Origin of the sequence: Paenibacillus xylanexedens (assembly GCF_007676705.1) — a bacterium.
GTDB classification, from domain to species: Bacteria; Bacillota; Bacilli; order Paenibacillales; family Paenibacillaceae; genus Paenibacillus; species Paenibacillus xylanexedens_C.
The window spans coordinates 1197060-1223183 of sequence record NZ_VEBF01000002.1; the positions used below are offsets into that span (position 1 = coordinate 1197060).

The window sequence follows — 26124 nt, forward strand, 5'->3', positions numbered from 1 at the left end:
TTTTCCACCCCCCTACTTACAAGTTATGCGCCGCCTCTTTAAAAATGCGTCCCCGCTCCTCATAGGAAGCAAACATGTCCCAACTTGCACACGCCGGGGATAACAAAACGACATCACCGGCAGTGGCAAGCTTCGATGCTTCCTGCACAGCTACGGTTAACGTCCGGGCAGCGTCCTCCTCATTATCGACGACCTTAATTTGCTTTAATCCGGCAAGTTCCGCGACCTTGGCAATTTTTGTCCGTGTCTCTCCAATTGCAACGACAGCTTTTACCCGTTCCTGGAACAAGGGTAACAACTCCATCATGTCTGATCCACGATCCAGCCCTCCGGCAATCAATACGACCGGTTCCTTGAACGAATTCAGGGCCATGACCGTAGCTTTCGAATTGGTTGCTTTGGAGTTGTTGTAGTACGCAGAGCCATTATGCTCCAGAACATATTCAAGTCGATGTTCAACCGCCTTGAAGTCTGCAAGCGGAGCAGCCAGCACTGCTGGATCAGCTCCTGCAGCTACGGCAATGGCCACAGCAGCCATTGCATTTTCCACATTAAATCGGCCAGCAATGCCAATGTTCTCGATGTCGATAATGATGTGGTGATTTCCGTTTTCATCCGCGTAGATAATCTGACGCTTCACATCATCCTCTTCTCCATCCACATATGGAGGATCTGCATACACACCTGTATCCAATTTCTCGGTCATGGAGAAAGGGAGCAATCTGCTCTTGATGTAAGGAACCAGACCACGACATACCGCATCATCCCAATTTAGGATAGCTACGTCGTCAGGCCGCTGATTGGCGAACAATTTGGCTTTGGAAGCCACATAATCATCCATGTCCCCATGATAGTCCAAATGCGTCTCTGCAACGTTAAGCAGGCTCGCAATTCGCGGACGGAAGTCAGCCGTTCCTTTGAGCTGGAAACTGCTAAGCTCGACAACCATCCAGTTATCCGGAGAAGCCTGCTCTGCCGCTTCACAGAGAGGTGTTCCGATATTACCGGCAACGATCGGCTTGAGACCGGCATGTTCCAACATTTGCCCCACCCAAGTCGTCGTTGTTGTCTTGCCATTGGAACCTGTAATACCGATCATGGGTGCAGCACATAGATGATACGCGACCTCCACCTCTGTCACCACTTCAATGCCCAATGCAAGAGCTTGCTGCACTGGAGCAGCATGATACGGGATACCCGGGTTTTTGACAACCAGCTTCACATCACTGTGAATCAGATCATCCGGATGTCCACCGCATACAACAGAAATTCCCAAAGCCTCCAATTCGGAAGCTTCGGGACACTGATCTCTCTCTTTTTTATCATTCACTGTAACCTTCGCTCCGGCACGATCCAGCACTTTGGCGACTTGTACGCCGCTTTTGGCCAATCCCAGAACGACTACTTGTTGTCCGCGATATGATTCAGGATGGTTCATGATTTACAACCCCTTGTTGAGATAAAGTCCAAGAGCGGCCAAAATTGCACCTACCGCCCAGAAGGTAATGACAACACGCCATTCAGACCAACCACTTAATTCAAAGTGATGATGAATGGGGCTCATTTTGAATACACGTTTGCCACGAGTCTTGAAGGATACCACTTGAATAATAACCGACAGGATTTCGATGACAAAAATACCGCCAATGATGACAAATAGAAGCTCTGTTTTCGTTACGATGGCCACTGCACCAATCGCACCGCCAATCCCCAGAGAACCTGTGTCTCCCATAAACACTTTGGCCGGATGTGCGTTATATACCAGAAAACCAAGCACGGCTCCGATCATTGCTGCTGCACACACGGCTGCCGGCATCGACGTGGCTTGCATCGCCACAATGGCAAACGCACCAAAGGCAATCGCACTTACCCCGGACAGCAAACCATCCAGACCATCCGTAAAGTTAACCGCATTGGTAATGGCAAGCATCATGAATACGACAAACGGATAATAGAACCATCCGGTCCAGTCAAACGAGAATGACGTACCCGGAATAGAGATTGCTGTGCTGTGTCCATTCTGAATCAGCAAGAAACACATCACTGCACTGAAGAACAACTGCCCCAGCATTTTTTGTCTGGCCGTCAGTCCAAGCGAACGTTTGAACACAATTTTGATGTAGTCATCAAGGAAGCCTATAAGCCCGAATCCCAGCGTAGCCACAAGCAAGACATAAAAGTCTGTATTCTTGACTGCCGAAAATTTCAAAAAGGCCAATGTGAACGCAACTAAAATGACGACGCCACCCATTGTAGGTGTTCCGCTTTTTTTCAAATGGCTCTGAGGCCCATCTTCCCGAACCTGCTGTCCGAATTTCATTCGTCGTAACAGCGGAATCAGGAGCGGTGCGGCAATCACCGCCAGAATAAATGAAACGCCGATTGTTAACAGTAATACCTGAAAATCCATGGGTTCACCCCTCTAGTCTACTCGATTCTGTAATGGTGCTATTTGTAGTGCTTCGACCACGTCCTCCAGCTTCATGCCCCTTGAGGCTTTGAACAAGACAACGTCTCTTGGATGAAGTTTCTCCAGTAGATAACGGGTCATTTCTTGTTTATCTATAAAAGCATGCACAGCCTCTGCCGGCATATGCTTTCTTGCTCCTTCAGCAATCTTTGCTGATAGCGGACCATATACCAGCACCATGTCCATTTTGGCAGATGTAATATACTCTCCGATTCCGAGATGCAGATCCTGCTCCTGAGGACCGAGTTCAAGCATATCACCAAGTACAGCCACTTTCATGCGGTATCCTTTCAGACCCTCTAATACATCAATGGCGGCCTTCATGGAAGTTGGACTTGCATTGTATGCGTCATTCAGCATAGTCAGACCACTTACGCCTTGAGTAACCTCAATGCGCATGCCTGTCAGTTTCAAACGAGACAAACCCGCAGCAATCTGTTCTGTCGTCACTCCAAAATGACGGGCTACAGCGAGGGCAGCCAAGCAGTTAACGACATTATGGGTTCCTAACAGTGGAAGCGTAATTGCAAGGTCTCCAAACTGTTTGGTGGTGAAAACGACCCCATTCTGCGCATTCATGAGTCCGGTAGGATAATCATCATTGTCGGTTTGCAGACCGAATGTAAACCGCTGCAATCCCTCCGGTTGGATCGTTTCCGGCTCTTCAAGGACTTGAGCAATTAAAGGCTCGTCTCCGTTGTAGATCAGTAACCCGCCTGGCTTCAATCCCGCTGCAATTTCAGCTTTTGCTCTGGCAATCTCTAATCTGGAGCCCAGCTGAAGCAGATGAGATTCACCAATATTCGTAATGATCGCTACATCAGGCTGAGCAATAACCGATAACTCGTTAATTTCTCCGCGGCCACTCATGCCCATCTCCAAAATAATAATTTCTGTATCCGGGTCCATGCTTAGTACAGTCAGTGGCAACCCAATATGATTGTTGAAGTTGCCTTGCGTCTTGTGCACTTTAAACGTAGTCGAGAGAATGGCATCCACGATGTCTTTCGTTGTTGTCTTGCCGTTGCTGCCTGTAATACCAACAACGGCAGCCTTATTCTCCGTTAGATAAGCAGATGCGAGTGCTTGCAGTGCGACAAGTGTGTCGTCAACAACAATGACAGCTCCTTGTGGCGGAATCCCATGATCCTTTTGCCAGATCGCCCCTGCGGCACCCTTCTCTAGACAGGCTTGCACAAATTCGTGTCCGTCAAACCTTTCACCCACTAGCGGGATAAACAAACTGCCTTCCAGGGGTTTACGCGAATCGGTAAACACCCCTTGGACCATTACATTGCCATGAGCAGCAACGTCACTTAATGTTCCTCCACACATCTCGGCCAATTGTGCCAATGTTCTTTTTATCAATTGGATTTGCCCCTTATCGCTTCTTTGGCTATGATCCGGTCATCAAAATCGGTTTTGGTTGTGCCGATAATCTGATAGGTCTCGTGACCCTTGCCCGCAATCAATACTACATCGGTCGGGCTTGCCATTTCAATAGCTTCATGAATCGCCTGGCGCCGATCCACAATCATCGTATAACGTTCAGCAGGAACAGATTCCTCAATCAGGCCCTGTTCAATGTCTTTGAGAATGAGATCCGGATCTTCTGTCCGTGGATTATCGGAAGTGACCAGTACAAAATCACTATACTTTGCAGCAATTTTCCCCATAAGAGGTCGTTTCGTACGGTCTCTGTCACCACCACAGCCAAACACGCAGATCACACGTCCTTCGGCAAATTCCTTCACCGTCCGCAGCACATTCTCCAGTCCATCCGGTGTATGGGCATAATCGACAATCACAGCAAATGGCTGTCCTTCGTCCACTCCTTCAACACGTCCATCCACGCCCGGAACCGTCTCCAGACTACGCTTGATCTCTTCCAGCGGAATACCTTCCACCAGTGCTGCAGAGATCGCTGCCATTGCGTTATACACATTGAATTTACCTACCATGCGCAAGCGAATATCCGTACTGCCTGCAAATGTATCCACGTGGAAAGAAGTTCCTTGTGAGGTGATCGAGATTTGGGATGCGCGTACATCCGCCCCTTCACCCATGCCATATGTAATCACTTCAGCCGCAGTCACAGAGATGAAATAAGCCGCAGCTGGATCATCTGCATTGATGACGGCGAATTTACGCTGTGAAGCGTCTTCCGTATATCCGTTACCCAATCGTGCAAAGAACAATCCTTTGGCTCCGCGATATTCTTCCATGGAGTGGTGATAGTCCAGATGATCCTGCGTCAGGTTAGTGAATACCGCAGTACGGAAATTCGTTCCCTTCACACGGCCTTGTTCCAATGCGTGAGAAGAAACTTCCATAACACAGCAATCAGTCCCCTTCTGAACCATATCATGCAGACTGCGCTGGAGATCAAGTGCCTCTGGTGTTGTTCCTGACATCGGATAGGTACGACCGTCATAACGCATCTGAATGGTACCGATCAACCCTGTCTTACGTCCATAATCGCTCATGATTTTTTCAATCAGATACGTGGTCGTCGTTTTTCCGTTCGTTCCCGTTACACCAATCATATTCATCTTCTGGCTTGGCGAGTCAAAAAAGAAATCTGCCAGAACAGCCATCGCAAATCGGCTGTCCTTCACCAGCAATTGTGGTACAGGCAGATCCAGCTGCCGTTCAACAACCAATGCAACTGCACCAGCATTTACGGCTTTTTCTGCATAATCATGACCATCTACCGTATGTCCCGGAAGACAGATAAACAGATCACCCGGTTTTACCTGCCGGGAATCTGTCTGAAGGTTGTGACATTCTGTATTCGATTCGCCCACAATACGGGCGGTGGTCAGCATCGATGCGAATTGTTTTAAAAGCACATGAATAACCTCACTTTTCCAATTATACTTCTGTTTTAGCTTGTGTCTGTATTGATTAATATCGTCAATACAGACACATAATGAAACGCGCCTAGATGAATTTTGTTGCGCCAGAAGTTGAAACGGCTCCAAAGCTTCCGTTATTCATCCTTCGTGTGATCATGCGCATCATTCAGTACATCCCCCATGTAAATGCGGATGGTCGAACCCTGATCTACCCTTGCCCCAGGCTTAGGCGCCTGATTAATCACATATTTACCACTGCCGGACTTCGCCAACATAAAATTCATGTTCAGGTCTTCGTATAGATCTTCAACAGTAGCACCTGTCAGATCCGGAACTGTCACGATTTTGGTCTCGCCGTACTTGTATTCTTTGGCGACCTGATCCTTCCGGACAGGGACGTTCATGTAATGCAGTGCATCCTCAAGGATGTTCTGTACAATCGGGGCGGCAACCACACCTCCGAATTGAATACCTTTGGGATTGTCCACTGCGGTATAGACCACAATCTGTGGGTCATCTGCAGGAGCAAAACCGATAAAGGATACAATATGCTCCGTCGAGGAATAACGTCCGTTGATAACCTTCTGGGCTGTACCTGTTTTACCACCGACCCGGTATCCATCAATAAACGCCGGACGCCCGGTACCTTTGGCGACAACACTCTCGAGTGCTTCACGTACTTGCTTGGAGGTATTCTCCGAAATCACTTGGCGAACGAGTTCCGGCTTGGCTTCTTCCATCACTTCTCCCGTTACCGGATGGACCCAGGCTTTCGTAACATAGGGCTTGTAAAGTTTACCCCCATTGATGGCCGCTGACACTGCCGCTACTTGCTGAATAGGCGTTACAGATACCCCTTGACCGAAAGCAGTCGTTGCAAGCTCGACCGGTCCTACTCTGGACAGTTTGAACAGAATTCCACTGGCTTCTCCGCTGAGGTCAATCCCTGTTTTGGTGCCGAAGCCAAAGTCTTTAATATAGGAGAAGAGTGATTCTTTTCCGAGTCTCTGCCCCAGAGCCACAAATCCCGGGTTACATGAGTTCTCCACAACTTGCAGGAAGGTCTGACTTCCGTGACCGCCCTTTTTCCAGCAACGCAGACGAGCTCCCCCCACCTCAACATATCCTGGATCAAAAAACTGATCTTGCTGCAGATTAACCTTTTTCTCTTCAAGCGCCGCTGCCAGAGTAATGATTTTAAACGTGGAACCCGGCTCGTATGTCATCCAGATCGGTAGATTCCGGTTGTATATCTCTGCGGGATATTGTTGATAATCGGCAGGTTCGTATCCCGGCCTGCTGGACATCCCCAAAATTTCACCTGTTTTGGGGTTCATGGCTATGGCGAGTGCTGAGTTCGCCTGAAATTTCACCATGGCCTGATCCAGTTCTCTCTCCATGATGGACTGAATGGATTTATCAATGGTCAGCTTGAGGTTAAGGCCGTCCTTTGGTTCCACATACTTCTCGGATGAGCCCGGCATTAGCCTTCCGGCCGCATCGGACAAGTAGGACACACTGCCATTTAAACCATTCAGCTTGTCATCATATTTCTTCTCGACGCCCGTTAAGCCCTGATTATCGATGCCCGTAAAACCAAGTATATGAGCAGCCAGATCATCATAAGGATAAAAACGTTTATTGTCCTCAGCAACAACGATACCCGGAAGCTTCAAATCACGGATGCGCTGAGCTTTCTCCATCGTAATTTTGCGGCCACCGGGTTGTAGTCGTACAATCAATTCTCGTTTCTTAATGGTTGCCAGCACTTTCTCTTCTGTCATCCCGAGCAATGGAGCCAGCGCTCTGGCTGTCGTTTCAGCTTCCTTGACTTGTGCCGGAATGGCCATAATGGTCGGTGTTGTGACATTATAGGCCAGAGAGGTTCCATTACGATCCAGAATCTCCCCTCGCTTAGCAGAGTAAGGAATATTACGCCGCCAGGATTCTTCTGCTTTTGCTGACAATTCAGGGCCTTTCCCGAGTTGTACATAAGCAAGCCTGATCACCAGGGCCGAAAATAACAGAACTAAAATCATTAAACTCCATAGCAGCCTGCGCCGCAGATTTACGCTTGTTCCCTTCACGAAAAGATCCCCCCACTCGTCCCAAAATCATGACATTCGTTCCATTCATGAATATTCAGGACAACCGGGGGTTAGAACAAGCTGTCAGAGCTCCTATGGAAGAGAAGCCCCGTTTGTTGCTGGATCGCTAGAAGATTCGGAGTCAGTAGTAGAAGCATTGTTGTTATCTGTTTCTTCTGTTACATCGCTTTTACCTTCTCCGCCCGACGCCTCTTGTTCCTTCACTTCGGCTTCTGACGACGGATCAGAAGAAACTGGAGCCTCATCCGCTATGCCAGTGACTGCGGCTTTAGCAGTCTGCAAATTCAGCTGAACGGTTCTCTGCTCACCTGCGACTTGCTCCGTTTGCTTCACGACATAGCCCTCACCCTTGACGGTAACTCCTACTTTCATGAGAGAAAGTACTTCAAGAGCATCGCGGAGAGATTCACCTGTCAGGTCAGGAATCTTCATTTTGCTACTTTCTTCCGTAAGCAAGTAGATTCGTTGGCCTGGATTCATCGATGCGCCAGCCATCGGATACTGCCGAATTACATTATCACCTTGGCCAAGAGTCACATAAGCAATACCTGCACTTAGAAGTTGGCTTCTGGCCTGTTTGGCTGTCTTGCCACTCAGGTCCGGTGCCTTAGCTTGCACGACAGGGACTTCTTTTGACTTTTTATCAGCATTTTTGGCCGTATCCTTGGGAACTCCCATATATTGAAGAGTTTGGCTAACGATTTTTTTGAATACAGGGGCAGCTGCAGTTCCTCCCCCAATATTGGTACCGTCAGGTTGGTCAATGACAACTAGTATCGCAATCTTCGGATTATTCACGGGTGCAAATCCAATAAAGGATACAACGTCTTTTGACTTACTGTATGCCCCGTTAACTACCTTTCTTGCCGTACCTGTCTTACCAGCTACACGGTAACCCTCGATATAAGCGTTGCGACCTGTACCTATCGTTTGGTCTGCAACCACTTGTTCCAGATAACCGCTCACCAGTTTGGAAGATTCCTTGGAAATCACCTGACGAACGACTTTAGGTTTGATCACTTCCGTTGTCCCATCATTCGGATTCTTGATCTCCTTCACCAGATGTGGCTCAAGCAACTTGCCGCCATTGGCAATCGCCGAAATCGCTGCGACCTGTTGAATTGGTGTTACCTGTACGAGACCATGACCATAGGCAGCAGTAGCAATCTCGGATTTGTACACTAGTGGCTTGATCGGTGAAGCTGCCTCACTCGGCAGATCAATACCTGTCTTTTTGCCAAAGCCGAATTCGTCTATGTAATGACGCAGACGTTCACCACCAAGCATGTTGTAACCCAGGTTAACAAAGGCAATGTTACTTGATCTTTTGACACCTTCGAGATAAGATATCCAACCGTAAGCATGACCATTATCACTAATTGGGAAACCACCGATATACATACGCTTCGATTCAAAACTTGCATTGGGATCGAAGAGTTTTTCTTCCACAGCTCCTGCGAGCGTTACAATTTTGAATGTAGAACCCGGCTCATAGATCGATTGCGTCGCATGATTAATAAAGTTCTTTTGATCAGGCGTGCTCGCATACGTATTCGGGTTAAAGGTTGGCCAGTTCGCCATCCCCAGAATCTCCATTGTGTTCGGATCAGCAGCAATAACCGTCATGCTCAGTGGATTATACTTGGCGACGGCTTCCTTCATGGCGTCCTCAATGTAAAACTGAATCGTATCATCAACGGTCAACGTAAGGTTTTTCCCGTTCTGGGGTGGCAGATAGTTATCCTGTGAATCCGGAAGTTTAATGCCTTTAGCATCCTTCTGATAATTCAGATATCCATCTGTGCCTGTCAGTGCTTCATCATATGAGACTTCAAGTCCATTGACAGCTTTCCCATCACGGCTCATATACCCCAAGAGGTGAGAAGCAAGTGTTTCTTCAGGGTAAAAACGCTTCGACTCTTGAGCCATCACAATTGCATTACGGGCCTTGTATTCATCTTGCAACTCTTCACGCAGCTCATTGACTTGTGCCGCAAGCTCAGGACTGATCTTATATCCTTCACTGCGCACTTCACGTTGCTGATAAAATTCCCCATCTTTGTTTTTTGCTGTAACCAGAGCACGCATCTCACTCTCATTTTTACCTAGAAGATTAGAGAGCTTCTCCGTGACAACATCCTGTATCCCGAGTTCATCGATCAAGAGGGGATTAACAGAAACTGTGTATGCAGGCGAATCTGTTGCCAGGACGTTACCATTTCGATCCGTGATCGTCCCACGTGCAGCCTTAATTGTCTGTTCGCGCTCTACCAAACCTGCTGCCCGTTCCTGCCATACACCGCCATTCACAACTTGGATGAAGAAGATTCGGGTTACGAGTACAAGAAAAAAGAGGGTAATACATCCCCCTATAAGCAACGTGCGCATCTTTATTCTTTTTATCATCGGAACACCTCTTTACTTACTGCTTGCTGTATTGGAGGACGATTCAGTACCTGTTGATTTCGTACTTGTGGAGCGAGGTACATAAATGACATCCTTATCGGAAGCTTCAACGTAACCCAGTTGTTTTGCATTTTCAATAACCTGGTTGTTCAATGTTTCTTTTTCCACTTGCAGGTCTGCAATCGTCTTCTCGTACCCCTTGACTTCCGAAATCGTGGCTTGTGCCTGCTTGTTCAGATCATAGATATGAGCATAACGAGACATCAAGGCTCCTCCAACAAGGATCACTGCAACCAGGGTAATCAGATACAAAATCTTCTCGCGTGCCGGAAGACCCGTACGACGGGTCACCACTTTGGTGGTTTCTTTGTATCGTTGCTGGGTCACACGTTCCTGGGACGCTTTTTCTTTTACAGCGAGATTACCACGTGTATATGCCATACTCCGATTCTCCCCTCCACTCTTGATCTACAATTTCTCGGCTACGCGCAGTTTGGCTGAACGAGCACGTGAATTTTCGGCCAATTCCGTTTCCGTTGGAATCAGCGGTTTTCTGTTAACTAAACGCAGGGTACCCTTACCGCCGCATACACACAACGGAAAATCGGGTGGGCATGTACATTTCTCCAGATAACTGCTGAAAATCTGTTTACATATCCGATCCTCAAGGGAGTGGAAGGTAATAACAGATACACGTCCTCCTGGTGCTAGACAACGAACAGCCTGATGCAGGCCTTCCTCAAACGCGCCCAACTCATCGTTGACAGCAATCCGCAATGCCTGGAAGCTGCGTTTAGCAGGATGTCCACCGGTACGGCGAGCTGCCGCCGGAATGCCTTCCTTGATCAGTTCTACGAGTTCACCAGTGGTTTCAATGGTAGACTGAGCTCGTTTTGCAACGATTACACGGGCAATTCTTCTCGAAAACTTCTCTTCGCCATAGCGATAGAAAATCCGAGCTATCTCTTCTTCTGACCATTCGTTTACAATCTCTTTGGCTGTGAGCATTGCATCCTGGTCCATTCGCATATCAAGCGGAGCATCATGATTGTAGCTGAATCCACGTTCTCCTTCATCGAATTGCGGAGATGACACACCCAAGTCGTACAAAATACCGTCGACCTGTGGTACACCATCCTTCATCGGTACATCCAGATCCTTGAGTACCTGTTCCAGATCTCGAAAATTGGTTTTCACCAATGTTACACGTTCTCCATAGGCAGCGAGCTTCTCGCGAGCATTATCCAAAGCCCAATCATCCTGATCAAGTGCGATCAGACGTCCTCCTGAACCGAGCTTGGAAGCAATCACGGAGCTATGTCCGCCACCGCCTAAAGTGCAGTCCACGTATATACCGTCCTGCTTGATGTTTAATCCCTCTGTTGCCTCTTCTTTGAGTACGGTTATGTGGTGAAACAACCTGCACCCCTCCTGACTTTATAAATCAAAATTAAAATCGACCAGCTTTTCGGCAATGTCGTTGAATGCTTCTTCGGATTGATTGAAATAACTCTCCCATATGCCTTTGCTCCAAATCTCCACCCGGTTTGACACACCAAGAACAACACAATCTTTGTCCAGCTTGGCATACTCTCTTAAATTGCCCGGCAGATTTACCCTGCCCTGTTTGTCCAGTTCACATTCGGTTGCACCCGAGAAAAAAAACCGGGTAAACGCACGTGCATCAGATTTCATCAATGGCAGTGCTTTGAGCTTCTGTTCCATGACCCCCCACTCCTCCATGGGGTACACGAAAAGACACTGGTCCAAACCCCGTGTGACAACGAAAGACGGTCCCAGAGATTCGCGGAATTTAGCCGGAATGATAACCCGACCCTTATCATCAATGCTATGTTGGAACTCCCCCATAAACATTGGCCCACTCACTCCTCACCCGATTCTCCCACTTTGCCCCACTTTCCACCACCTAAGCATAATAGATTCGCACAAAAAAATCAAAACCCTTCTTGCATTGCTTGATTTTTTTAATTTATAAGCATAAAAAAAACGTCTTTGATCCTGTCACTCAGGATCAAAAACGTTTACCGTAAACGGACAACCGTATGTCTACCCGCACATGAGCCATATCATCAATAAACCATTCTATACCCTTTGAATCAGTTCATCAGCTTGTAAATATTGGATTGAGCTTAAAACTTCCAGCTATCCAAGTATTTTTCCTGCTCAGCTGACAAGGAATCAATGCCAATATTCAGGCTTTCAAGCTTATAGCTGGCAACCTGTTGGTCGATATCGTAAGGTACATTAACCACGTTCTTACCCAGTTCAGCATAATTTTCACTCACATAACGCAGACCAAGCGCCTGCAGAGCAAACGTCGTATCCATAATTTCGGCAGGGTGACCATCTGCTGCACCGAGGTTCACCAGACGACCCTCTGCAAGAAGGTACATTTTACGACCATCTTTGAAACGATATTCCTCAATGTTGCGGCGAACTGTGCGAATCGATTCCGAACGTTTAGCCAGTTCAGGTTTATTCACTTCAACATCAAAGTGACCGGCATTGCTCAAGATTGCTCCGTCCTTCATCACATCGTAGTGCTCACCTGTGATAACATCCTTATTGCCTGTTACTGCGATAAAGAAATCGCCCAATTTAGCCGCCTCAACCATCGTCATGACGCGGAATCCGTCCATATGTGCTTCTACCGCTTTGATTGGATCTATCTCGGTTACGATCACATTCGCTCCAAGACCTTTGGCGCGCATCGCTACACCTTTACCACACCAGCCATATCCGGCAACCACTACATTTTTTCCTGCTATCACCAGATTGGTTGTACGAATAATACCGTCAAATGCGGACTGTCCTGTGCCATAACGGTTATCAAACAGATATTTGCAGTAAGCGTCATTAACTGCTACCATCGGAAACTTCAATTGGCCCTCTTTCGCCAATGCTTTCAGACGAATAATGCCCGTTGTCGTTTCTTCTGCTCCACCGCGAATGGTCGCTGCGAGGTCAGGACGCTCAGATGCAATAATGGTCGCGAAATCTCCGCCATCATCAATAATGAGATCAGGTTTCACCTCAAGCGCACGAAGTTGCAGTGATTTGAATTCTGCAGGTTCCGGGTTGTACTTCGCATATACAGTTACGCCGTCCTCTACCAATGCTGCACAGACATCATCTTGTGTGGACAATGGGTTACTGTGCGTAATCGTCACTTCTGCTCCACCGGCTTGGATCACTTTTGCCAGGTAAGCTGTTTTTGCCTCCAGATGAAGACATATAGCAACCTTCAAACCTTTAAAAGGTAGATCCTGTTCAAACTGGCGACGAATACGGTTCAATACCGGCATATGTGCTTCTACCCAGTCAATTTTCAGATGACCCTCTGAAGCGAGTCCCATATCTTTAACAATACTGTTTTGCAATGCAGGTGTAGTCATTCCATGTCCTCCTCGTGTATGTGTTTCTTCTATTATAAAGGTCTCTACAGTGCAATAACCTTGTGCTCTCCACGGAATTCGCTTGAGGTCTTAATCAGTTCATCGATCCACTCGGTGCCATAACGATTCAGGTAAAAGAGTGCATTATGTACTCGTTCCTGCGGTTTGCCCGTTGGGAATAAGGAGTTTTGAATGCCGTTCCAGTGCCTTAGACTCACATTATGTTTATCTTCGATGGCTTTGTGAGTCTGCTGCTTCAGATAATGCATTTGCTCGGTGATTTTACTCAAATTGGTATCCCCAATTCGTTCCAACCCCGGATGAATCTCCGAGATCTCATCCAACAATGGACCATACAGATCAAGAAAGGCTTCCTGAACCTTAGCAAATTGTTCCTCCACCTGGAATGTCTCCTGCAGCGCAAGCCACTGCTCCTTCTTGTCTTCCATATGATACTGAACATCCTGAAAGGAAAGTCCATATTGTTTCATATGTTTGTGATGAACATCTTCCATAATGGTGAAGGACAACCGCGGCAACAAAATAGGCATTTGCAGCCCAAACTGACGGAATGCTTCGCGAGTCAAACCCCAATATGCAATTTCACCTTGCCCCAGAATAACAGCAGTTACAGGCAAAACGGAATCCTGCATCAATGGCCGGGTTAATACGTTGTTACTAAAGCGCTCAGGATGTTCCTCTAGCTCCTGGAGCAGACGCTCTTCTGTGAAAGAAACCAGACCTTTACGGTCCGTATACAAGCCATCCTTCAACGTCAAAAGCAACCGCGCGCCTTCATGGATATAGAACAGATTGGCTCCATCCTCCGCCACTTCGGCAGGCATAGCATAACCAGCTTGTTCTACCAACGAAGATCCTTGCATATAAGCGTTACGCAACACTTCATTACTACGGATCAGCCGTTCAAAAACAGGCTGTTCCAATCTGCGCAAGTCTGGATCTGATGCATCCATTAGAACAAGTCCACTGCTGGCAAACAAAGCAGATATCATGCGGGCAAAGGCATCACTTAGATTCGAACTGGATTGATGGATTTCTGTGATGCATTTCATCAATCCTGGTTTATATATCGTATCAGGTAACAGATGTTCCACCTGTTCGATTACATTCATCCATTGTTCCGTATCCACTTGAACATTACTCACAGAATCCCTTCCTGCGAATCGTCCTTGTAACTTAACTTTCTTCATGTCTCCCTGGTGATCAGGCAGATACGTATGGTTAACTTCATCCCAGTCATGGTCTTCACCCGCGATCCAGAATACTGGAACTACCGGGCGTTGAAGCCTCTCTTCGGCTTCACGCGCAGCTGCCACTACGCTGGCGGCTTTGTATATGACAAACAGTGGTCCGGTGAGCAAACCACTTTGCTGTCCTCCTGTAACCACCAATGCACCTTGTTCTGCCAAACGAGTGATGGACGCATGAACCTCCCCATGGTCGTTCACCCGTTTATTATATATACGTAAATACTCTGCCAGATCACGACGATCAATACGTGTGTTTTCCGATTGGTCCAACCACTCGGCACGTGCCTGAAGTCCTGATTCCCAGCGAATGTCATACTCGTAAAGGCCACGCGCAGCATCTCTTGAACAGATATAATCTTCTGCAAGTTTAGATCCGCTGCGGAGTGCCTCGGTAATACCGTTCATGAGGTCTGCCTCCTATTCTGCTTCAAAGAGCCTTTCTTGATTGTACCGAATTCAGGGTCGCTTCGTCAAAAGAAAGTAATTAAAAAAACAAAAAAACCGCCGAACAAGTCGGCGGCAATTAATACATCAATAATAGCATATCACTTTAGAAATTCTATTATACGTAAGGTTCTGCAACCCAGTGACCTTTGGAAACCTCAATCAATTGAGCATTTTCCAGGTTGTACGGGTCATTAGCAGGACCGCCAGATCCATTCTGAATCGGGCTCATATGCTCATCCGGCAGCAAGATGCGACGCTTGTTCGCTTCCACTTCCGGATCAGGTACAGGGATCGCTGAAAGCAATGTTTTGGTGTAAGGGTGAACAGGGTTCGCATACAGTTCTTCACTTTCTGCGAGCTCAACCACTTTACCCATGTACATTACAGCTACACGGTCACTGATATGTTTAACCATCGACAAGTCATGCGCAATAAACAGGTATGTCAAGCCGAGACGTTGCTGAAGTTCTTCAAGCAATTTAACGACCTGCGCCTGAATGGATACATCCAGTGCAGACAATGGCTCATCACAGATGATGAATTTAGGGTCTACAGCAAGCGCACGCGCAATCCCGATCCGTTGTCTTTGACCACCGGAGAATTCATGTGGATAACGCAGTGCATGACTTGGATTCAAACCTACCAGATCAAGCAGCTCCTCCACTCGTCTCTTACGCTCTTTAGAGCTGGAAGCCAGGCCATGAATATCCAGGGACTCCCCGATAATATCCATTACGTTGAAACGCGGGTTAAGGGATGCATATGGATCTTGGAAGATCATCTGCATATCTTTACGCATTTCTTTCATTTTGCGCGGGGACAACTTGTAGATATCCGTTCCGTTAAAGTTAACATTTCCACCCGTTGGCTCGTAAAGACGCAGAATAGTACGACCTGTTGTGGATTTACCACAGCCGGACTCGCCTACAACGCCAAGTGTTTCACCTTCAAAGATATCAAAGCTTACATCATTGACCGCTTTGAGAATGTTACCTTTACCCAAATTAAAGTACTGTTTCAAGTTTTTCACTTGTACCAGAGGCTTGTTGCTGCCTTTGATAATACCAGCCGGAGCTGGTTTTTCCTTTTTGGGCTCGTCCAGGCGAGGCAAAGCATTTAGCAATTTAATCGTATATGGATGTTGAGGGTTATTAAAGATTTCAGCGGTTGTTCCTGTTTCAACAACTTCGCCTTCTTTCATAACAACCACACGGTCACACATACCTGCTACAACACCAAGGTCATGCGTAATGAGCATGATTGATGTTCCAAGCTTTTGCTGCATGTCTTTCATTACATCCAGAATTTGAGCCTGTATTGTAACGTCAAGTGCAGTTGTCGGCTCATCTGCAATCAGAAGAGATGGACGACAAGCAAGCGCGATTGCAATCATGGCACGCTGACGCATACCACCAGAGAATTGGTGTGGGTAATGATTCATGCGGATAGCCGCATTTTTGATACCTACAAGTTCCAGCATCTCCAAAGCCGCTTTATTCGCCACTTGTTTGGACATGTTCTGATGCTTGCGCAATACTTCAGTAATTTGTTTACCAATTTTAATGGTAGGATTCAATGAAGTCATTGGATCTTGGAAGATCATACCGATATCTTTACCACGAATCGCTTCCATTTGTTTGTCCGTCTTATTCAGCAGGTCTTGCCCGTGAAAAGTAATTTCTCCGCTTTTGACCTTCGAAGGCGGGGAGGGAATCAATTTCATGATGGTTTGGGCGGTAACACTCTTACCACTACCAGATTCACCTACGATCCCCAGCGTCTCTCCTTTGCCAATTTCAAAACTCACATTTTTAACGGCATCAAATTCACCAGAGCGCGTTGAGAATGATACGCTCAAGTCCTTGACTGTTAAAATCGGCTCCATAATCCCACCTCCTATTTCTATTTACGTAATTTCGGATCGAGCGCGTCGCGCAAACCATCACCGAGCAAGTTAAATGCAAGCATAGTCAGAACCATCAGACCTGCCGGGAACCACATCCGCCAAGGATACAGCGTCCAGCCTGTGAGTGCGTCATTGATCATGGATCCCAGGGATGATCTCGGTGCAGATACACCAAGTCCGAGGAAGCTCAGAAACGCCTCAGCAAAAATCGCATTAGGAATTGACAATGTCAAAGTTACGATAATCGGGCCAATCGCATTTGGCAACAAGTGGCGGAACAATTGACGTCCTGTACTTGCACCCATGGAGCGGGCCGCGAGAATGAAGTCTCTGTTTTTGAGTTGCATAATCTCACCACGTACAATCCAAGACATACTGATCCAGCCTGTAATGGTGAGGGCAATGATGATGGTTGTCAGACTTGGTTCCAATACAACCAGCAACAAGATAACAACGAGCATGTAAGGCAGGGAGTACAGAATCTCAGAGAACTTGTTCATGATACCATCAACACGTCCGCCGTAGTAACCCATAATTGCACCATAGATTACACCAATAACAAGGTCAATCAGAGCTGCTGCCAAACCTACAGTAAGAGATACACGGGCACCAACCCATGTTCTTACCCACACGTCACGACCCAGGTCGTCTGTACCAAACCAGTGCTCGGCACTAGGTGCTGCGTTGGCATTCATCAAATCATTGGAATAATAATTATAACTTGTAAACAAAGAAGTTGGACCAATCAAAGCGAAAATCACGACAAGAACCAACACACTCAGACTGATCATTGCAGCCTTATTGGTTGCAAGTCTGTACATGGCATCTTTAAAAAGGGATACACTTTCTTGCGGTTTAACCGCTGCCTGACTAGTCAGGTTCGTGTTCGCCGTTTCATTCTTTTTATTATTCGTGCCAGACAACGTTATGCCCCCTTCCGGCTTTCCAGCTTAATTCTAGGATCAATTAGTACATAAGCGATATCCGTCAGGAAGCGTGCCAACATGAGGAGAATACCATAGAAAATCGTGATTCCCATAATCATGGTGTAATCCCGGTTAGTGATGCTTTCTACGAATACTTTACCAATTCCCCCGATGTTAAAGATCTGTTCAATAACAACGGAACCTGTAATGATGTTTGCTGTCATTGGACCAACATAAGTTACTACCGGTAAAATACCATTACGTACAACGTGTTTAAACATAATCGCTGGCCATTTCAAACCTTTGGCCTTAGCCGTTTTGATATAATCGGCATGTAAAACTTCCAGCATGCTGGAACGCGTCAAACGTGCAATAAAGGCAATTGGTGATGCAGACAGTGCTGCAACAGGGAGCACATAGTCAAGTGGTCCATCGAAGCCCATAACGTTGAACCATCCCAATTTGAAAGCAAAGACATATTGCAATAACGATGCAAGCAAGAAGCTCGGAACAGCAATACCTATGACAGCGACGACCATGGTGACATCATCAATCAATTTGCGGTGATAAACTGCTGCGAGAAGACCCAACAATACACCAACAATAATGGAGATAAGGATTGCAAAGATCCCAAGCTTCAGTGAAGCTGTGAATGTTTGAGTAATCATGTCCGTTACATCCTGGTTCAGATACCTCATAGAAACGCCGAAATCCCCTTTAAGGATTCCACCCATATACTTCAGGTATTGTTCATACATCGGTTTATCCAAACCGTACTTAACTTCTAAAAGTGCACGAATTTCTGGCGATAGTTTTTTTTCTGCTGTAAACGGGTCACCAGGAATGGCCTTCATCAGGAAGAAAGTCAGCGATGCGAGTATGAAAAGCGATAGCAGCATAAATAATAGTTTTTTCAACACATACTTAACCAACCCTTGCACACCTCCACAAACAATATTTTGTATACAAATCGATTGTAGAATTAGACAGAAATAAAGTCCAATCCATTTATCGGAAATTTCAAGAATTATAAGGAAAATCGGTGCACATACAAAAAAATCGGGATATATATGGAATTCCACATATATATCCCGAAGTAATCATATTAGACTTCAGAACAACTTATTTCTCTTCCAGATATGCACGCGTGAAGTCAATAGCTCCACTGAAATCAAGTTGTACGCCTTTCAGGTAAGGCTTGGTCAAAGATACGTTAGTGTAGTAATAGATTGGCAAAACGCCCATTTCATCTTGAATCAGGATTTTCTCAGCGTCAGCAAATGCAGCCATACGTGTAGCTGGATCAGCAGATTTTACAGTTTCTTTAACATCTTTGTCATACTGTTCGTTGCTGAATTTGGAATCATTGTTTGTGTTTCCAGTAGTCCACATTTCCAAGAAGTTGTATGGATCGTTGTAGTCAGCAGACCAACCTGCACGAGCTACTTGGAAGTTTTGATTTTGACGGTTCTCAAGGAATACGCCCCACTCTTGGTTTTCTGTTTTCACATCAACACCAAGATTTTGTTTCCACATGTCAGCAACCGCCAAAGCGATTTTTGCGTGACCATCACTAGTATTGTAGATCAAAGTAACAGCTGGCAATGTTGTGTAACCTTCTTCTTTCATACCTTCAGCAAGCAATGCTTTTGCTTCGTCCACATTTTCTGTGAAGTAATCGTCTTTGTGCTCATCACGGAATTCGCCGTTTTCACCACGGATACCTGGAGGTACAAAGCCGAATGCTGGAATTTGTCCACCTTGTGTTACTTTGTCAACAATCAGTTGACGGTTAATGGACATTGCAAATGCTTTACGGATTTTAACGTTGTTAAATGGTGCTTCGTTTACGTTGAACTGGTAGTAGTAAGTACTTGCAATACCAGTAGCTTTGAACTCGTCCGGCAATTCCGCTTTTACAGAAGGAATTTGGTCGGATGGAATTTCACCGTTAGGTGCACCAGTGTAGTCCAATTGTCCTGATTTGTAAGCTTGCAGTTCGGAAGCACTGCTGTTAGTCAGAGACATATCGATTTGAGCCAATTTAATATCGGCAGCTGCATGGTAACTATCGTTTTTCTTCACAACAATTTTTTGACCTTTAGCGTATTGATCCATTACGAATGGTCCGTTAACGATCATGTTTTTGTAGTCTGTGAAGAATTTGTCATTCGTGTCAGCAGATGCATGTACTGGGTAGTACGTGTAGAATGCTGTCAGACCCAAGAAGTAAGGTGTTGGGTTTTCCAACGTTACTTCCAATGTGTGCTCATCAGTAGCTTTAACGCCTACTTGTGAGAAATCTGTGATTTTAGTACCAGTGTATGTTTCATCTTTGCTGAGGTTGTAACCTTCAGCACCTTTGATGTAGTACAATTGGTATGCATATGGAGAAGCTGTTTCCGGTTTCAAAGCACGTTCCCAAGAACGAACAAAGTCTTCGGCAGTGATTGCATCACCGTTGCTCCATTTTGCTTCCGGGTTCAGGTTAAAAACATATTTCAACCCATCTTCGGAGATTGTCCAGTCTTTAGCAACACCTGGAGCTTCTTTACCATCAGCATCGATGCGAACAAGACCTTCATACAAGAATTTCAGAACTGTGTTGGTTTGGCTATCTTTTGCTTGAGCCGGGTCCAACGTAGGAGGTTCAGCTGACAGGTTGATTTTCAGGATTTGATCTTTAGCAAGACCATTTCCTTCGTTTGCAGAACCAGTATCGGTGTTACCTGTGCCTTCGTTTTTCGATCCGCACGCTGCAAGTACGGTACCGAACGCCAAAATCAGCGTCAAAAGGACTAATAGACTTTTCCTTTTCATCTAACACGTTCCCCCTAAATTGATATGGTTTATATGTTTATAGATTATACAACCACCGGTCAAAAAAATCTACATTACTTTTTCAGAAAGTAATGTTTTTTTCAGTTTTCGACAAAATCGACACATTTTTTAGCCCTTTTGCGTTATGTATCCTCACATCTGTTGCATGAAGTATCTAATTAATCCAAATAAAGTAAACAAAACATACCCGAAACTCATAATGATGAAGGCCATGCGCCATACGGCCCGGAACATTCTACCCCCATCGACCTTCCCCTTTAGTCGATTTTGCGCACCCCCGATGAATCCAAGTGCTAGTAGTATGAGTAATAGTGTCAGATAAAAACCAAAATTCGATTCAAATGTTAAGTTGAATAACGCCGAAACTGAAAATACAAGAAAAAAAGTGGTTACATCCATTGCTGTCCGCATTGCTGTGCGTTTGTCTTTTTTCCATGCGTACATGCCCCAATATACAAGAAAGAACGGAAAAAAGGGTAGTATGCTTAAAACAATAAAAAGTCCCATTAACTCACTCCTTCCGGTTACAATCCTTCAATCAGATCAAGCAGTATTCCATGTGTAGGTGCAGCAAGGCCTGACTTATGTGCCATCCTTACGATATGTCCGTTGATTGATCCGACTTCTGTACCACGTCCTTGAAGAACATCTGCAAGCATAGAGGAAGTATTCGAGGCTGTGGAACGACAGACACTAATCAGTTGCTCCCACATATCCTGATCTAGGTGTATTCCACTTGCGGAGTAGATCACCAATGTTTCATCATATAACTGGCGCATAAACCGCTTACGTTCTTCCTTGTTGATTAATTCACCATTGGGAATACGCCAGAGTGCCGTAAGCGGGTTAATGACCGCGTTGATCAACAGTTTCCTGTATATCAGCTTATCGATTTCATTCGACACTGTACAGTCAAATCCTGCCTGCTGCATAAGTCTCAATAGAGTAAATGTTTTCTCCATCTCTATAGATGTAGAAGCTTCTATATCTATGTTACGATTTCCTAGTCTGGTTTCACCTGTGCCTGCACGAGTCACCTGGTACTCGGTACGCTTTGCCCCCTCTGTGGTAATCGCGCTACATATAAGTGAATGCGGCAAAGCAGCTTGTAGTTTCTCCAGATGGCCCATCCCATTTTGAAAACACGCGATATTCAGCACCTGATCTTTCAATAGACTAATCTCATGAATGAAATCGTCAATGCTTGTTTGCTTAACCATTAGCAGTAACCATTCTCCAGGCGTGCGCTCCCATGTGTCAGACAGCTCATTGATCGGTTTGGCCTGTATCTGATCCGGTTGTATATGTATCTTCCTATCTTGTTCCACGATAGTTACTCCAATACGGTTTAGTAGGTCTGCCTGAGCAGTTGTTCGGGTCCAAAATCGAACCTGATTACCCGCCGCGAGCAGTTTTCCGCCATACAAAAGACCCAGCGATCCTGCTCCTACAACGTCAATGATCATAAGATTCGCTCCTCTCAGCTTCAGTAGTTACTCTCATTTTATCTATCATAGAACAAAAACAGCAAACTAAAAACCCGTCATACCTACCGTCATGTAACGGAGGTGTGGCGGGTTCATATCTGAGTTTCGCAAATCAAACACTTGTTCTTACTATTCAATCCGTTCCAGGTTCCCGTTGGCATCCATCTTGAAACGTGTTTTGAGTTCCTCTTCTTCTTCGGACAAAAATGCGAGTCTGCGAGCCCGATCCATAATCTGAATCAAAGCCTTATAATCGTCATTCACCACACGGTAATCCGTCTGTACTTCGTTCACTTCCTTGGAGAGACGGTCATTCTCGCAGCGCAGTTCAAGCAATTCATCTTCTTTCTCCCGAAGTTCCTTTTCCAGCATCTTGAGCTGACGACTACTCTCCTGCACTGTTCCTTTCCATTGTCGCAGGAAGCGAATTACTGCATCCATAGATAATGAATCGTCCGAAATCCCATCTGATTTGTACAGATGTTCTTCGGTATCCAGTGTAGACAGAGCTGCAACCTGCGGTCCCAGCATAGCCGGCTGCTTTCTGAGATAACTACGTTTTTGCCGTTGTGCCTTAGCATTGCTGATGGCAGACTCATACTTTTTACGCACACAACTGTTCCAGCGAAAACCGCATGCGGCAGAAGTTCTGCCTATTTTTTCGCCCACCTCTTCAAAAGCGGCCAGTTGTGTACTGCCTTCCCGAATATGACGCAAAGTTACCTCAGCCAATATCAAATCGTCCTCTGTACTCCAAGCATCCTGTCTCACTGCAGTCATGCTATAATACCCTCCTAACAACATCCTAAAATAACCGTCCGCATTACCGGAAGCCCGGTATGTGAATTAGGTATAAAAGCTGCTTCATTCATTCTTATGCCTCTCATAGAGTTCATAGAATTGATTTCATACTAAAATGTATTTCCACATTTAGGCTTGCTCATACGTAACATCTGTAAAACTACTCCCGTTATACTTGCTTTGGGACAAAAAAAGAATTCGCTTTCATATCCAAATTTGTTTACACGTTTTTCCTTTCCCGGTATAATGTTGTGTAGACAATCTATGATCGTACTTAGGAGAGGAGGATTTACCGTGGCACGCATGTTTCGGGTACTCGGGTTCTTCACGCTTGCGATTGGCCTGATGGCTTTTGCGGGAGATCTGGTCGAAATGGCTTTGCTTTTTTTCCTGCAGACTGCGTTTTTTGTCATTTTGGGATACTTGAAATTCACTGAACGGACGTACATATTGCTCTTCTGGGGTTATATGATCGTGACCTTCACGGGGTTCAGCTACTGGACCGTATTCCAAATGGGGTTGCCGCTCTAATCCACCTGCAACATCAAAGTGATCCGGCATCAGTCGGATTGCTTTTTTGTTGTTTTCAGAATACATGTTTGTTCGTGGTGTTATGTAACCACTAAGGATATTTTACGTACTTGTTTCATATATTGTCTGGAAGGCAACAAGCCTGTACTATTGTCATTTAGGAAATGGAAAGGAGAATGATCGGTGAAACGTCAATACGGCATTGCCGCCTTTTTATTATGCATCATTTTATTCATACAGCCACCTTCTACCTATGCCTATGGAGAGTCTTCACCCGAGGATACACGTGAAATATTGCAAAAAAGTCTATCCATCGTCGAAATCGATCATGAAATCGAACGCATCGCAGAAAGGCAAAAACTGCTGGCTCAACAATACGAGACATTATCCGTCCAGCTTCAGGAACAGGAGCAACAGATACATATTCAGCAAGATCGGGCCGGGGCTGTGGTGAGGTCCTACTACACGGGAGAACGTGACAGTCTTCTCATGACTGTCTTGGGAGCCAGGTCACTTAAAGACCTGTTCGTATTGTATGATTATTACCAGATCATTATTGGACGCGATCAGGCTGTGCTGGACAAGTATCAGGACCGTTATCGCAACTTGCAGCAGACTTCCACTCAGATTCATCAAACTACATCAGAATTATCTGAAATGAAGACTAATCTACAAAACCAGCGGGAACGTGTAGTCGCCTTGCAAAAAGAAATGGACACCCAAATCGCCACCAGCGGAGATGCGGCAGCGATTCAAAAACTGATGGATGAATTAACCCTTTATTGGGAGAACATCGGCATCTATGAGGTGAAACGGTATTTCAAAGCATTGGCATCTGCCATGCAGAACCTGCCCGATTTTATTCAAGAGCACAATGGAGGCATATCCACAACCGGAACGACGTATACGATTCGAATTGGTCAAGATGAGCTTAATGCTTTTCTTCGTTCTCAGAATCCCATTTTTGAAGACTTTGCGTTTGAATTCAATCAGGACAAAATCACAGCTTCCGGTCAGCGAGATCAGTTGCAATTAAGCATTGAAGGACATTATACGGTAGAAAATGAACCTCAAAACTCCATTCGTTTTCATGTAGATAAACTTGTGTTCAATCAGCTTGAATTACCAGACACCACTCGCCGAATGCTGGAAAGAGAGTTCGATCTCGGATTCTATCCGCAGAAAATCTTATCCTTTGTCAAAGCCACCGATGTTTCAACGAGTGAAGGCGTACTGGAAGTAAAACTTGCTATATCATTTTAAGGTTAGTTTGTCGTTCTGATACTATCTACGTATTGATTGGCAGTAATCTCTCCCTTTAGAAACTGTTGCACTTTTTGATGAGAACGGATAATCAAAGCACGACTTTCAGGCGTTGCAGCCGGGACATCTTCGGTTGAAAACCAGGATTGTCCCTTGGTCATATCGTAATGTTCCGCGAGTTTCTCAGACTCCACATCCAGTTCCTGTTGCTTTGCGGGCAACCGATTAGTCTGTTGGTACCATTTCAACTGTGTACCAGCAGATGTCATGCCTTCAATCCACCTACTTGCTTCCTCCGCCTCAACCGAACCGGCAGTAATGACAAGACTTCTAGAGTTTACAGGTCCCAACGTTTCGATAGAAATACGCTCCATGGAATCTTTATCAACTGTACTTTGTTCTGCATTTAATAATTGAGATAACAATGATACAATCATCGGCGTTACTTTCTGATCAGCAGATGAAGAGAAATCCGGATTGTCAGCCTGAACCAGGATATACGGTTGAATCTGATTCATTAACTGCATTCCTTGTTGGAAATCCCCCGTTTGCGAAGAATTCTGCGCTCCCTTAACTTGATCCGGTGCCATCCCCGGTTCCAAATGATGCAACCACCCACTCGTTCCGTACACATCGTTCAGGTTCAATGCAATTAGAGGTATTCCTTCCGCAATGGCTTGTTGAGTCAATTTGGCCCACTGATCTTTACTATGAGGTAACGTCTGCAGACCCGCTTTTTTCAGAAATGAAGAATGTGCTGCCATAATGTATGGATCAAAATCAAAGGGCATGCCCCACTGATAACCATTCCACTCTGTCATTCCACGTAACCCGGCAACCGTCTCTCCAAGCGACTTCGACAATGTTGTGCCATTCAGCGGATACAGATACCCTTTTTGGGCATAGTATTGCACTTCCTCACTATCAAGCAGAACAATATCCCCGTTCTCCCCTAGCGAAAATTCAAGATCAAGAACACGTTTATATGTATCCGGCTTCTCATTCCGAAGATTGATCTCTACCAGCTGAGAAGCAGCAACTTCTTTAGCTATCTTTTGAAAGGCTTTAAACTCTCCATCCGACATGGCGACTACAATCTCCAGTGGAGCTTGAGCATCTTCATTACGGGATGAAGAACCAGGAAAGGCATCCTTTTCCTGATCACGTTCCTGATTAAGCTGTGAACCTCTGAAGTCAAAACTCGGAGACAGGATCGTTAACGAAAGCAGCAAAACCGCGAATAAAACAACCTGATGTCTACGCTTCATAAACTTCCCTCCCTGCTCACCTCGTTTTTTCCTGCAGCAATTATTGTAACAAATAAGTAGTGCTCTTGTCCTACCCTGCCAAAAAACACTTTTTCGGCTTTTTGCATAATAAGAGGATATCGAGT

General features: G+C 45.7%; 21 protein-coding genes. 2 read left to right on the forward strand and 19 right to left on the reverse strand.

Annotation, left to right across the window (positions count from 1 at the left end; translation table 11 throughout):
• Window positions 1-16 precede the first annotated feature (16 nt).
• The 18 genes from murD to FS628_RS15440 form a co-directional block, all read right to left on the reverse strand.
• Window positions 17-1438 (reverse strand): UDP-N-acetylmuramoyl-L-alanine--D-glutamate ligase, encoded by a 1422-nt coding sequence (murD, locus tag FS628_RS15355; RefSeq protein ID WP_145323176.1) that lies wholly within the window; start codon window positions 1436-1438, stop codon window positions 17-19.
• A gap of 3 nt (window positions 1439-1441) precedes the next feature.
• Window positions 1442-2410: a phospho-N-acetylmuramoyl-pentapeptide-transferase gene (gene mraY / locus FS628_RS15360; protein ID WP_047843751.1), complete on the reverse strand. Its 969-nt coding sequence runs from the start codon at window positions 2408-2410 to the stop codon at window positions 1442-1444.
• A gap of 12 nt (window positions 2411-2422) precedes the next feature.
• Window positions 2423-3835, reverse strand: coding sequence for a UDP-N-acetylmuramoyl-tripeptide--D-alanyl-D-alanine ligase (locus FS628_RS15365; RefSeq protein WP_145324185.1), 1413 nt, complete (start codon window positions 3833-3835; stop codon window positions 2423-2425).
• Window positions 3835-5322 carry a UDP-N-acetylmuramoyl-L-alanyl-D-glutamate--2,6-diaminopimelate ligase gene (locus FS628_RS15370; protein WP_145323178.1) on the reverse strand — a complete coding sequence of 496 codons (1488 nt, stop codon included), beginning with the start codon at window positions 5320-5322 and terminating at the stop codon, window positions 3835-3837. Before FS628_RS15370 ends, FS628_RS15365 begins: the two co-directional genes overlap by 1 nt.
• Before the next feature lie 140 nt (window positions 5323-5462).
• Window positions 5463-7367: a stage V sporulation protein D gene (locus tag FS628_RS15375; protein ID WP_440131295.1), complete on the reverse strand. Its 1905-nt coding sequence runs from the start codon at window positions 7365-7367 to the stop codon at window positions 5463-5465.
• A gap of 141 nt (window positions 7368-7508) precedes the next feature.
• Window positions 7509-9842: a penicillin-binding transpeptidase domain-containing protein gene (locus FS628_RS15380; protein ID WP_145323182.1), complete on the reverse strand. Its 2334-nt coding sequence runs from the start codon at window positions 9840-9842 to the stop codon at window positions 7509-7511.
• 12 nt (window positions 9843-9854) lie between these two features.
• Window positions 9855-10283, reverse strand: coding sequence for a hypothetical protein (locus FS628_RS15385; protein WP_145323184.1), 429 nt, complete (start codon window positions 10281-10283; stop codon window positions 9855-9857).
• Between the two features lie 27 nt (window positions 10284-10310).
• Entirely contained in the window at window positions 10311-11261 is a 951-nt protein-coding gene (rsmH, locus tag FS628_RS15390; protein WP_145323186.1) for a 16S rRNA (cytosine(1402)-N(4))-methyltransferase RsmH, read from the reverse strand.
• An 18-nt stretch (window positions 11262-11279) separates the two neighbouring features.
• Window positions 11280-11717, reverse strand: a complete 438-nt coding sequence (mraZ, locus tag FS628_RS15395; RefSeq protein ID WP_017687291.1) for a division/cell wall cluster transcriptional repressor MraZ — start codon at window positions 11715-11717, stop codon at window positions 11280-11282.
• 275 nt (window positions 11718-11992) lie between these two features.
• Window positions 11993-13258: an adenosylhomocysteinase gene (locus tag FS628_RS15400; RefSeq protein WP_145323188.1), complete on the reverse strand. Its 1266-nt coding sequence runs from the start codon at window positions 13256-13258 to the stop codon at window positions 11993-11995.
• A gap of 44 nt (window positions 13259-13302) precedes the next feature.
• Window positions 13303-14934 (reverse strand): bacillithiol biosynthesis cysteine-adding enzyme BshC, encoded by a 1632-nt coding sequence (bshC, locus tag FS628_RS15405; protein ID WP_145323190.1) that lies wholly within the window; start codon window positions 14932-14934, stop codon window positions 13303-13305.
• Between the two features lie 157 nt (window positions 14935-15091).
• The gene (locus FS628_RS33035; RefSeq protein ID WP_145323193.1) at window positions 15092-16861 is read right to left on the reverse strand and encodes an ABC transporter ATP-binding protein; all 1770 of its coding nucleotides are present in this window, start codon (window positions 16859-16861) and stop codon (window positions 15092-15094) included.
• A gap of 17 nt (window positions 16862-16878) precedes the next feature.
• Window positions 16879-17760, reverse strand: a complete 882-nt coding sequence (locus FS628_RS15415; protein WP_405173030.1) for an ABC transporter permease — start codon at window positions 17758-17760, stop codon at window positions 16879-16881.
• Window positions 17761-17807: 47 nt separating this feature from the next.
• Window positions 17808-18740 (reverse strand): ABC transporter permease, encoded by a 933-nt coding sequence (locus FS628_RS15420; RefSeq protein WP_100527052.1) that lies wholly within the window; start codon window positions 18738-18740, stop codon window positions 17808-17810.
• 190 nt (window positions 18741-18930) lie between these two features.
• Window positions 18931-20628, reverse strand: coding sequence for a peptide ABC transporter substrate-binding protein (locus FS628_RS15425; RefSeq protein ID WP_145323195.1), 1698 nt, complete (start codon window positions 20626-20628; stop codon window positions 18931-18933).
• A gap of 153 nt (window positions 20629-20781) precedes the next feature.
• A complete protein-coding gene (locus tag FS628_RS15430; protein ID WP_145323197.1) occupies window positions 20782-21156 on the reverse strand; it encodes a DUF3397 domain-containing protein in 375 nt (124 codons plus the stop codon).
• A 17-nt stretch (window positions 21157-21173) separates the two neighbouring features.
• Window positions 21174-22115, reverse strand: coding sequence for a ketopantoate reductase family protein (locus tag FS628_RS15435; RefSeq protein WP_145323199.1), 942 nt, complete (start codon window positions 22113-22115; stop codon window positions 21174-21176).
• 150 nt (window positions 22116-22265) lie between these two features.
• The gene (locus FS628_RS15440; protein WP_017687282.1) at window positions 22266-22916 is read right to left on the reverse strand and encodes an RsfA family transcriptional regulator; all 651 of its coding nucleotides are present in this window, start codon (window positions 22914-22916) and stop codon (window positions 22266-22268) included.
• A 315-nt stretch (window positions 22917-23231) separates the two neighbouring features.
• Here FS628_RS15440 and FS628_RS15445 point away from each other — a divergent pair, with 315 nt between their 5' ends.
• Both FS628_RS15445 and FS628_RS15450 read left to right on the forward strand, forming a co-directional pair.
• Window positions 23232-23468: a DUF2626 domain-containing protein gene (locus FS628_RS15445; protein WP_076332330.1), complete on the forward strand. Its 237-nt coding sequence runs from the start codon at window positions 23232-23234 to the stop codon at window positions 23466-23468.
• 183 nt (window positions 23469-23651) lie between these two features.
• Window positions 23652-24731 carry a hypothetical protein gene (locus FS628_RS15450; RefSeq protein WP_145323201.1) on the forward strand — a complete coding sequence of 360 codons (1080 nt, stop codon included), beginning with the start codon at window positions 23652-23654 and terminating at the stop codon, window positions 24729-24731.
• Window positions 24732-24733: 2 nt separating this feature from the next.
• Here FS628_RS15450 and FS628_RS15455 read toward each other — a convergent pair whose 3' ends face one another.
• Window positions 24734-25999, reverse strand: a complete 1266-nt coding sequence (locus FS628_RS15455; RefSeq protein WP_145323203.1) for an ABC transporter substrate-binding protein — start codon at window positions 25997-25999, stop codon at window positions 24734-24736.
• Window positions 26000-26124: the final 125 nt, after the last annotated feature.

What these genes read in the sequence shown, in the direction of transcription:
- murD (WP_145323176.1), bottom strand. Translation starts at nt 1,438, where the DNA reads ATGAACCATCCTGAATCATATCGCGGACAACAAGTAGTCGTTCTGGGA.
- mraY (WP_047843751.1), bottom strand. Translation starts at nt 2,410, where the DNA reads ATGGATTTTCAGGTATTACTGTTAACAATCGGCGTTTCATTTATTCTG.
- FS628_RS15375 (WP_440131295.1), bottom strand. Translation starts at nt 7,367, where the DNA reads ATGATTTTAGTTCTGTTATTTTCGGCCCTGGTGATCAGGCTTGCTTAT.
- FS628_RS15380 (WP_145323182.1), bottom strand. Translation starts at nt 9,842, where the DNA reads ATGATAAAAAGAATAAAGATGCGCACGTTGCTTATAGGGGGATGTATT.
- FS628_RS15385 (WP_145323184.1), bottom strand. Translation starts at nt 10,283, where the DNA reads ATGGCATATACACGTGGTAATCTCGCTGTAAAAGAAAAAGCGTCCCAG.
- mraZ (WP_017687291.1), bottom strand. Translation starts at nt 11,717, where the DNA reads ATGTTTATGGGGGAGTTCCAACATAGCATTGATGATAAGGGTCGGGTT.
- FS628_RS15400 (WP_145323188.1), bottom strand. Translation starts at nt 13,258, where the DNA reads ATGACTACACCTGCATTGCAAAACAGTATTGTTAAAGATATGGGACTC.
- bshC (WP_145323190.1), bottom strand. Translation starts at nt 14,934, where the DNA reads ATGAACGGTATTACCGAGGCACTCCGCAGCGGATCTAAACTTGCAGAA.
- FS628_RS33035 (WP_145323193.1), bottom strand. Translation starts at nt 16,861, where the DNA reads ATGGAGCCGATTTTAACAGTCAAGGACTTGAGCGTATCATTCTCAACG.
- FS628_RS15425 (WP_145323195.1), bottom strand. Translation starts at nt 20,628, where the DNA reads ATGAAAAGGAAAAGTCTATTAGTCCTTTTGACGCTGATTTTGGCGTTC.
- FS628_RS15430 (WP_145323197.1), bottom strand. Translation starts at nt 21,156, where the DNA reads ATGGGACTTTTTATTGTTTTAAGCATACTACCCTTTTTTCCGTTCTTT.
- FS628_RS15435 (WP_145323199.1), bottom strand. Translation starts at nt 22,115, where the DNA reads ATGATCATTGACGTTGTAGGAGCAGGATCGCTGGGTCTTTTGTATGGC.
- FS628_RS15440 (WP_017687282.1), bottom strand. Translation starts at nt 22,916, where the DNA reads ATGACTGCAGTGAGACAGGATGCTTGGAGTACAGAGGACGATTTGATA.
- FS628_RS15455 (WP_145323203.1), bottom strand. Translation starts at nt 25,999, where the DNA reads ATGAAGCGTAGACATCAGGTTGTTTTATTCGCGGTTTTGCTGCTTTCG.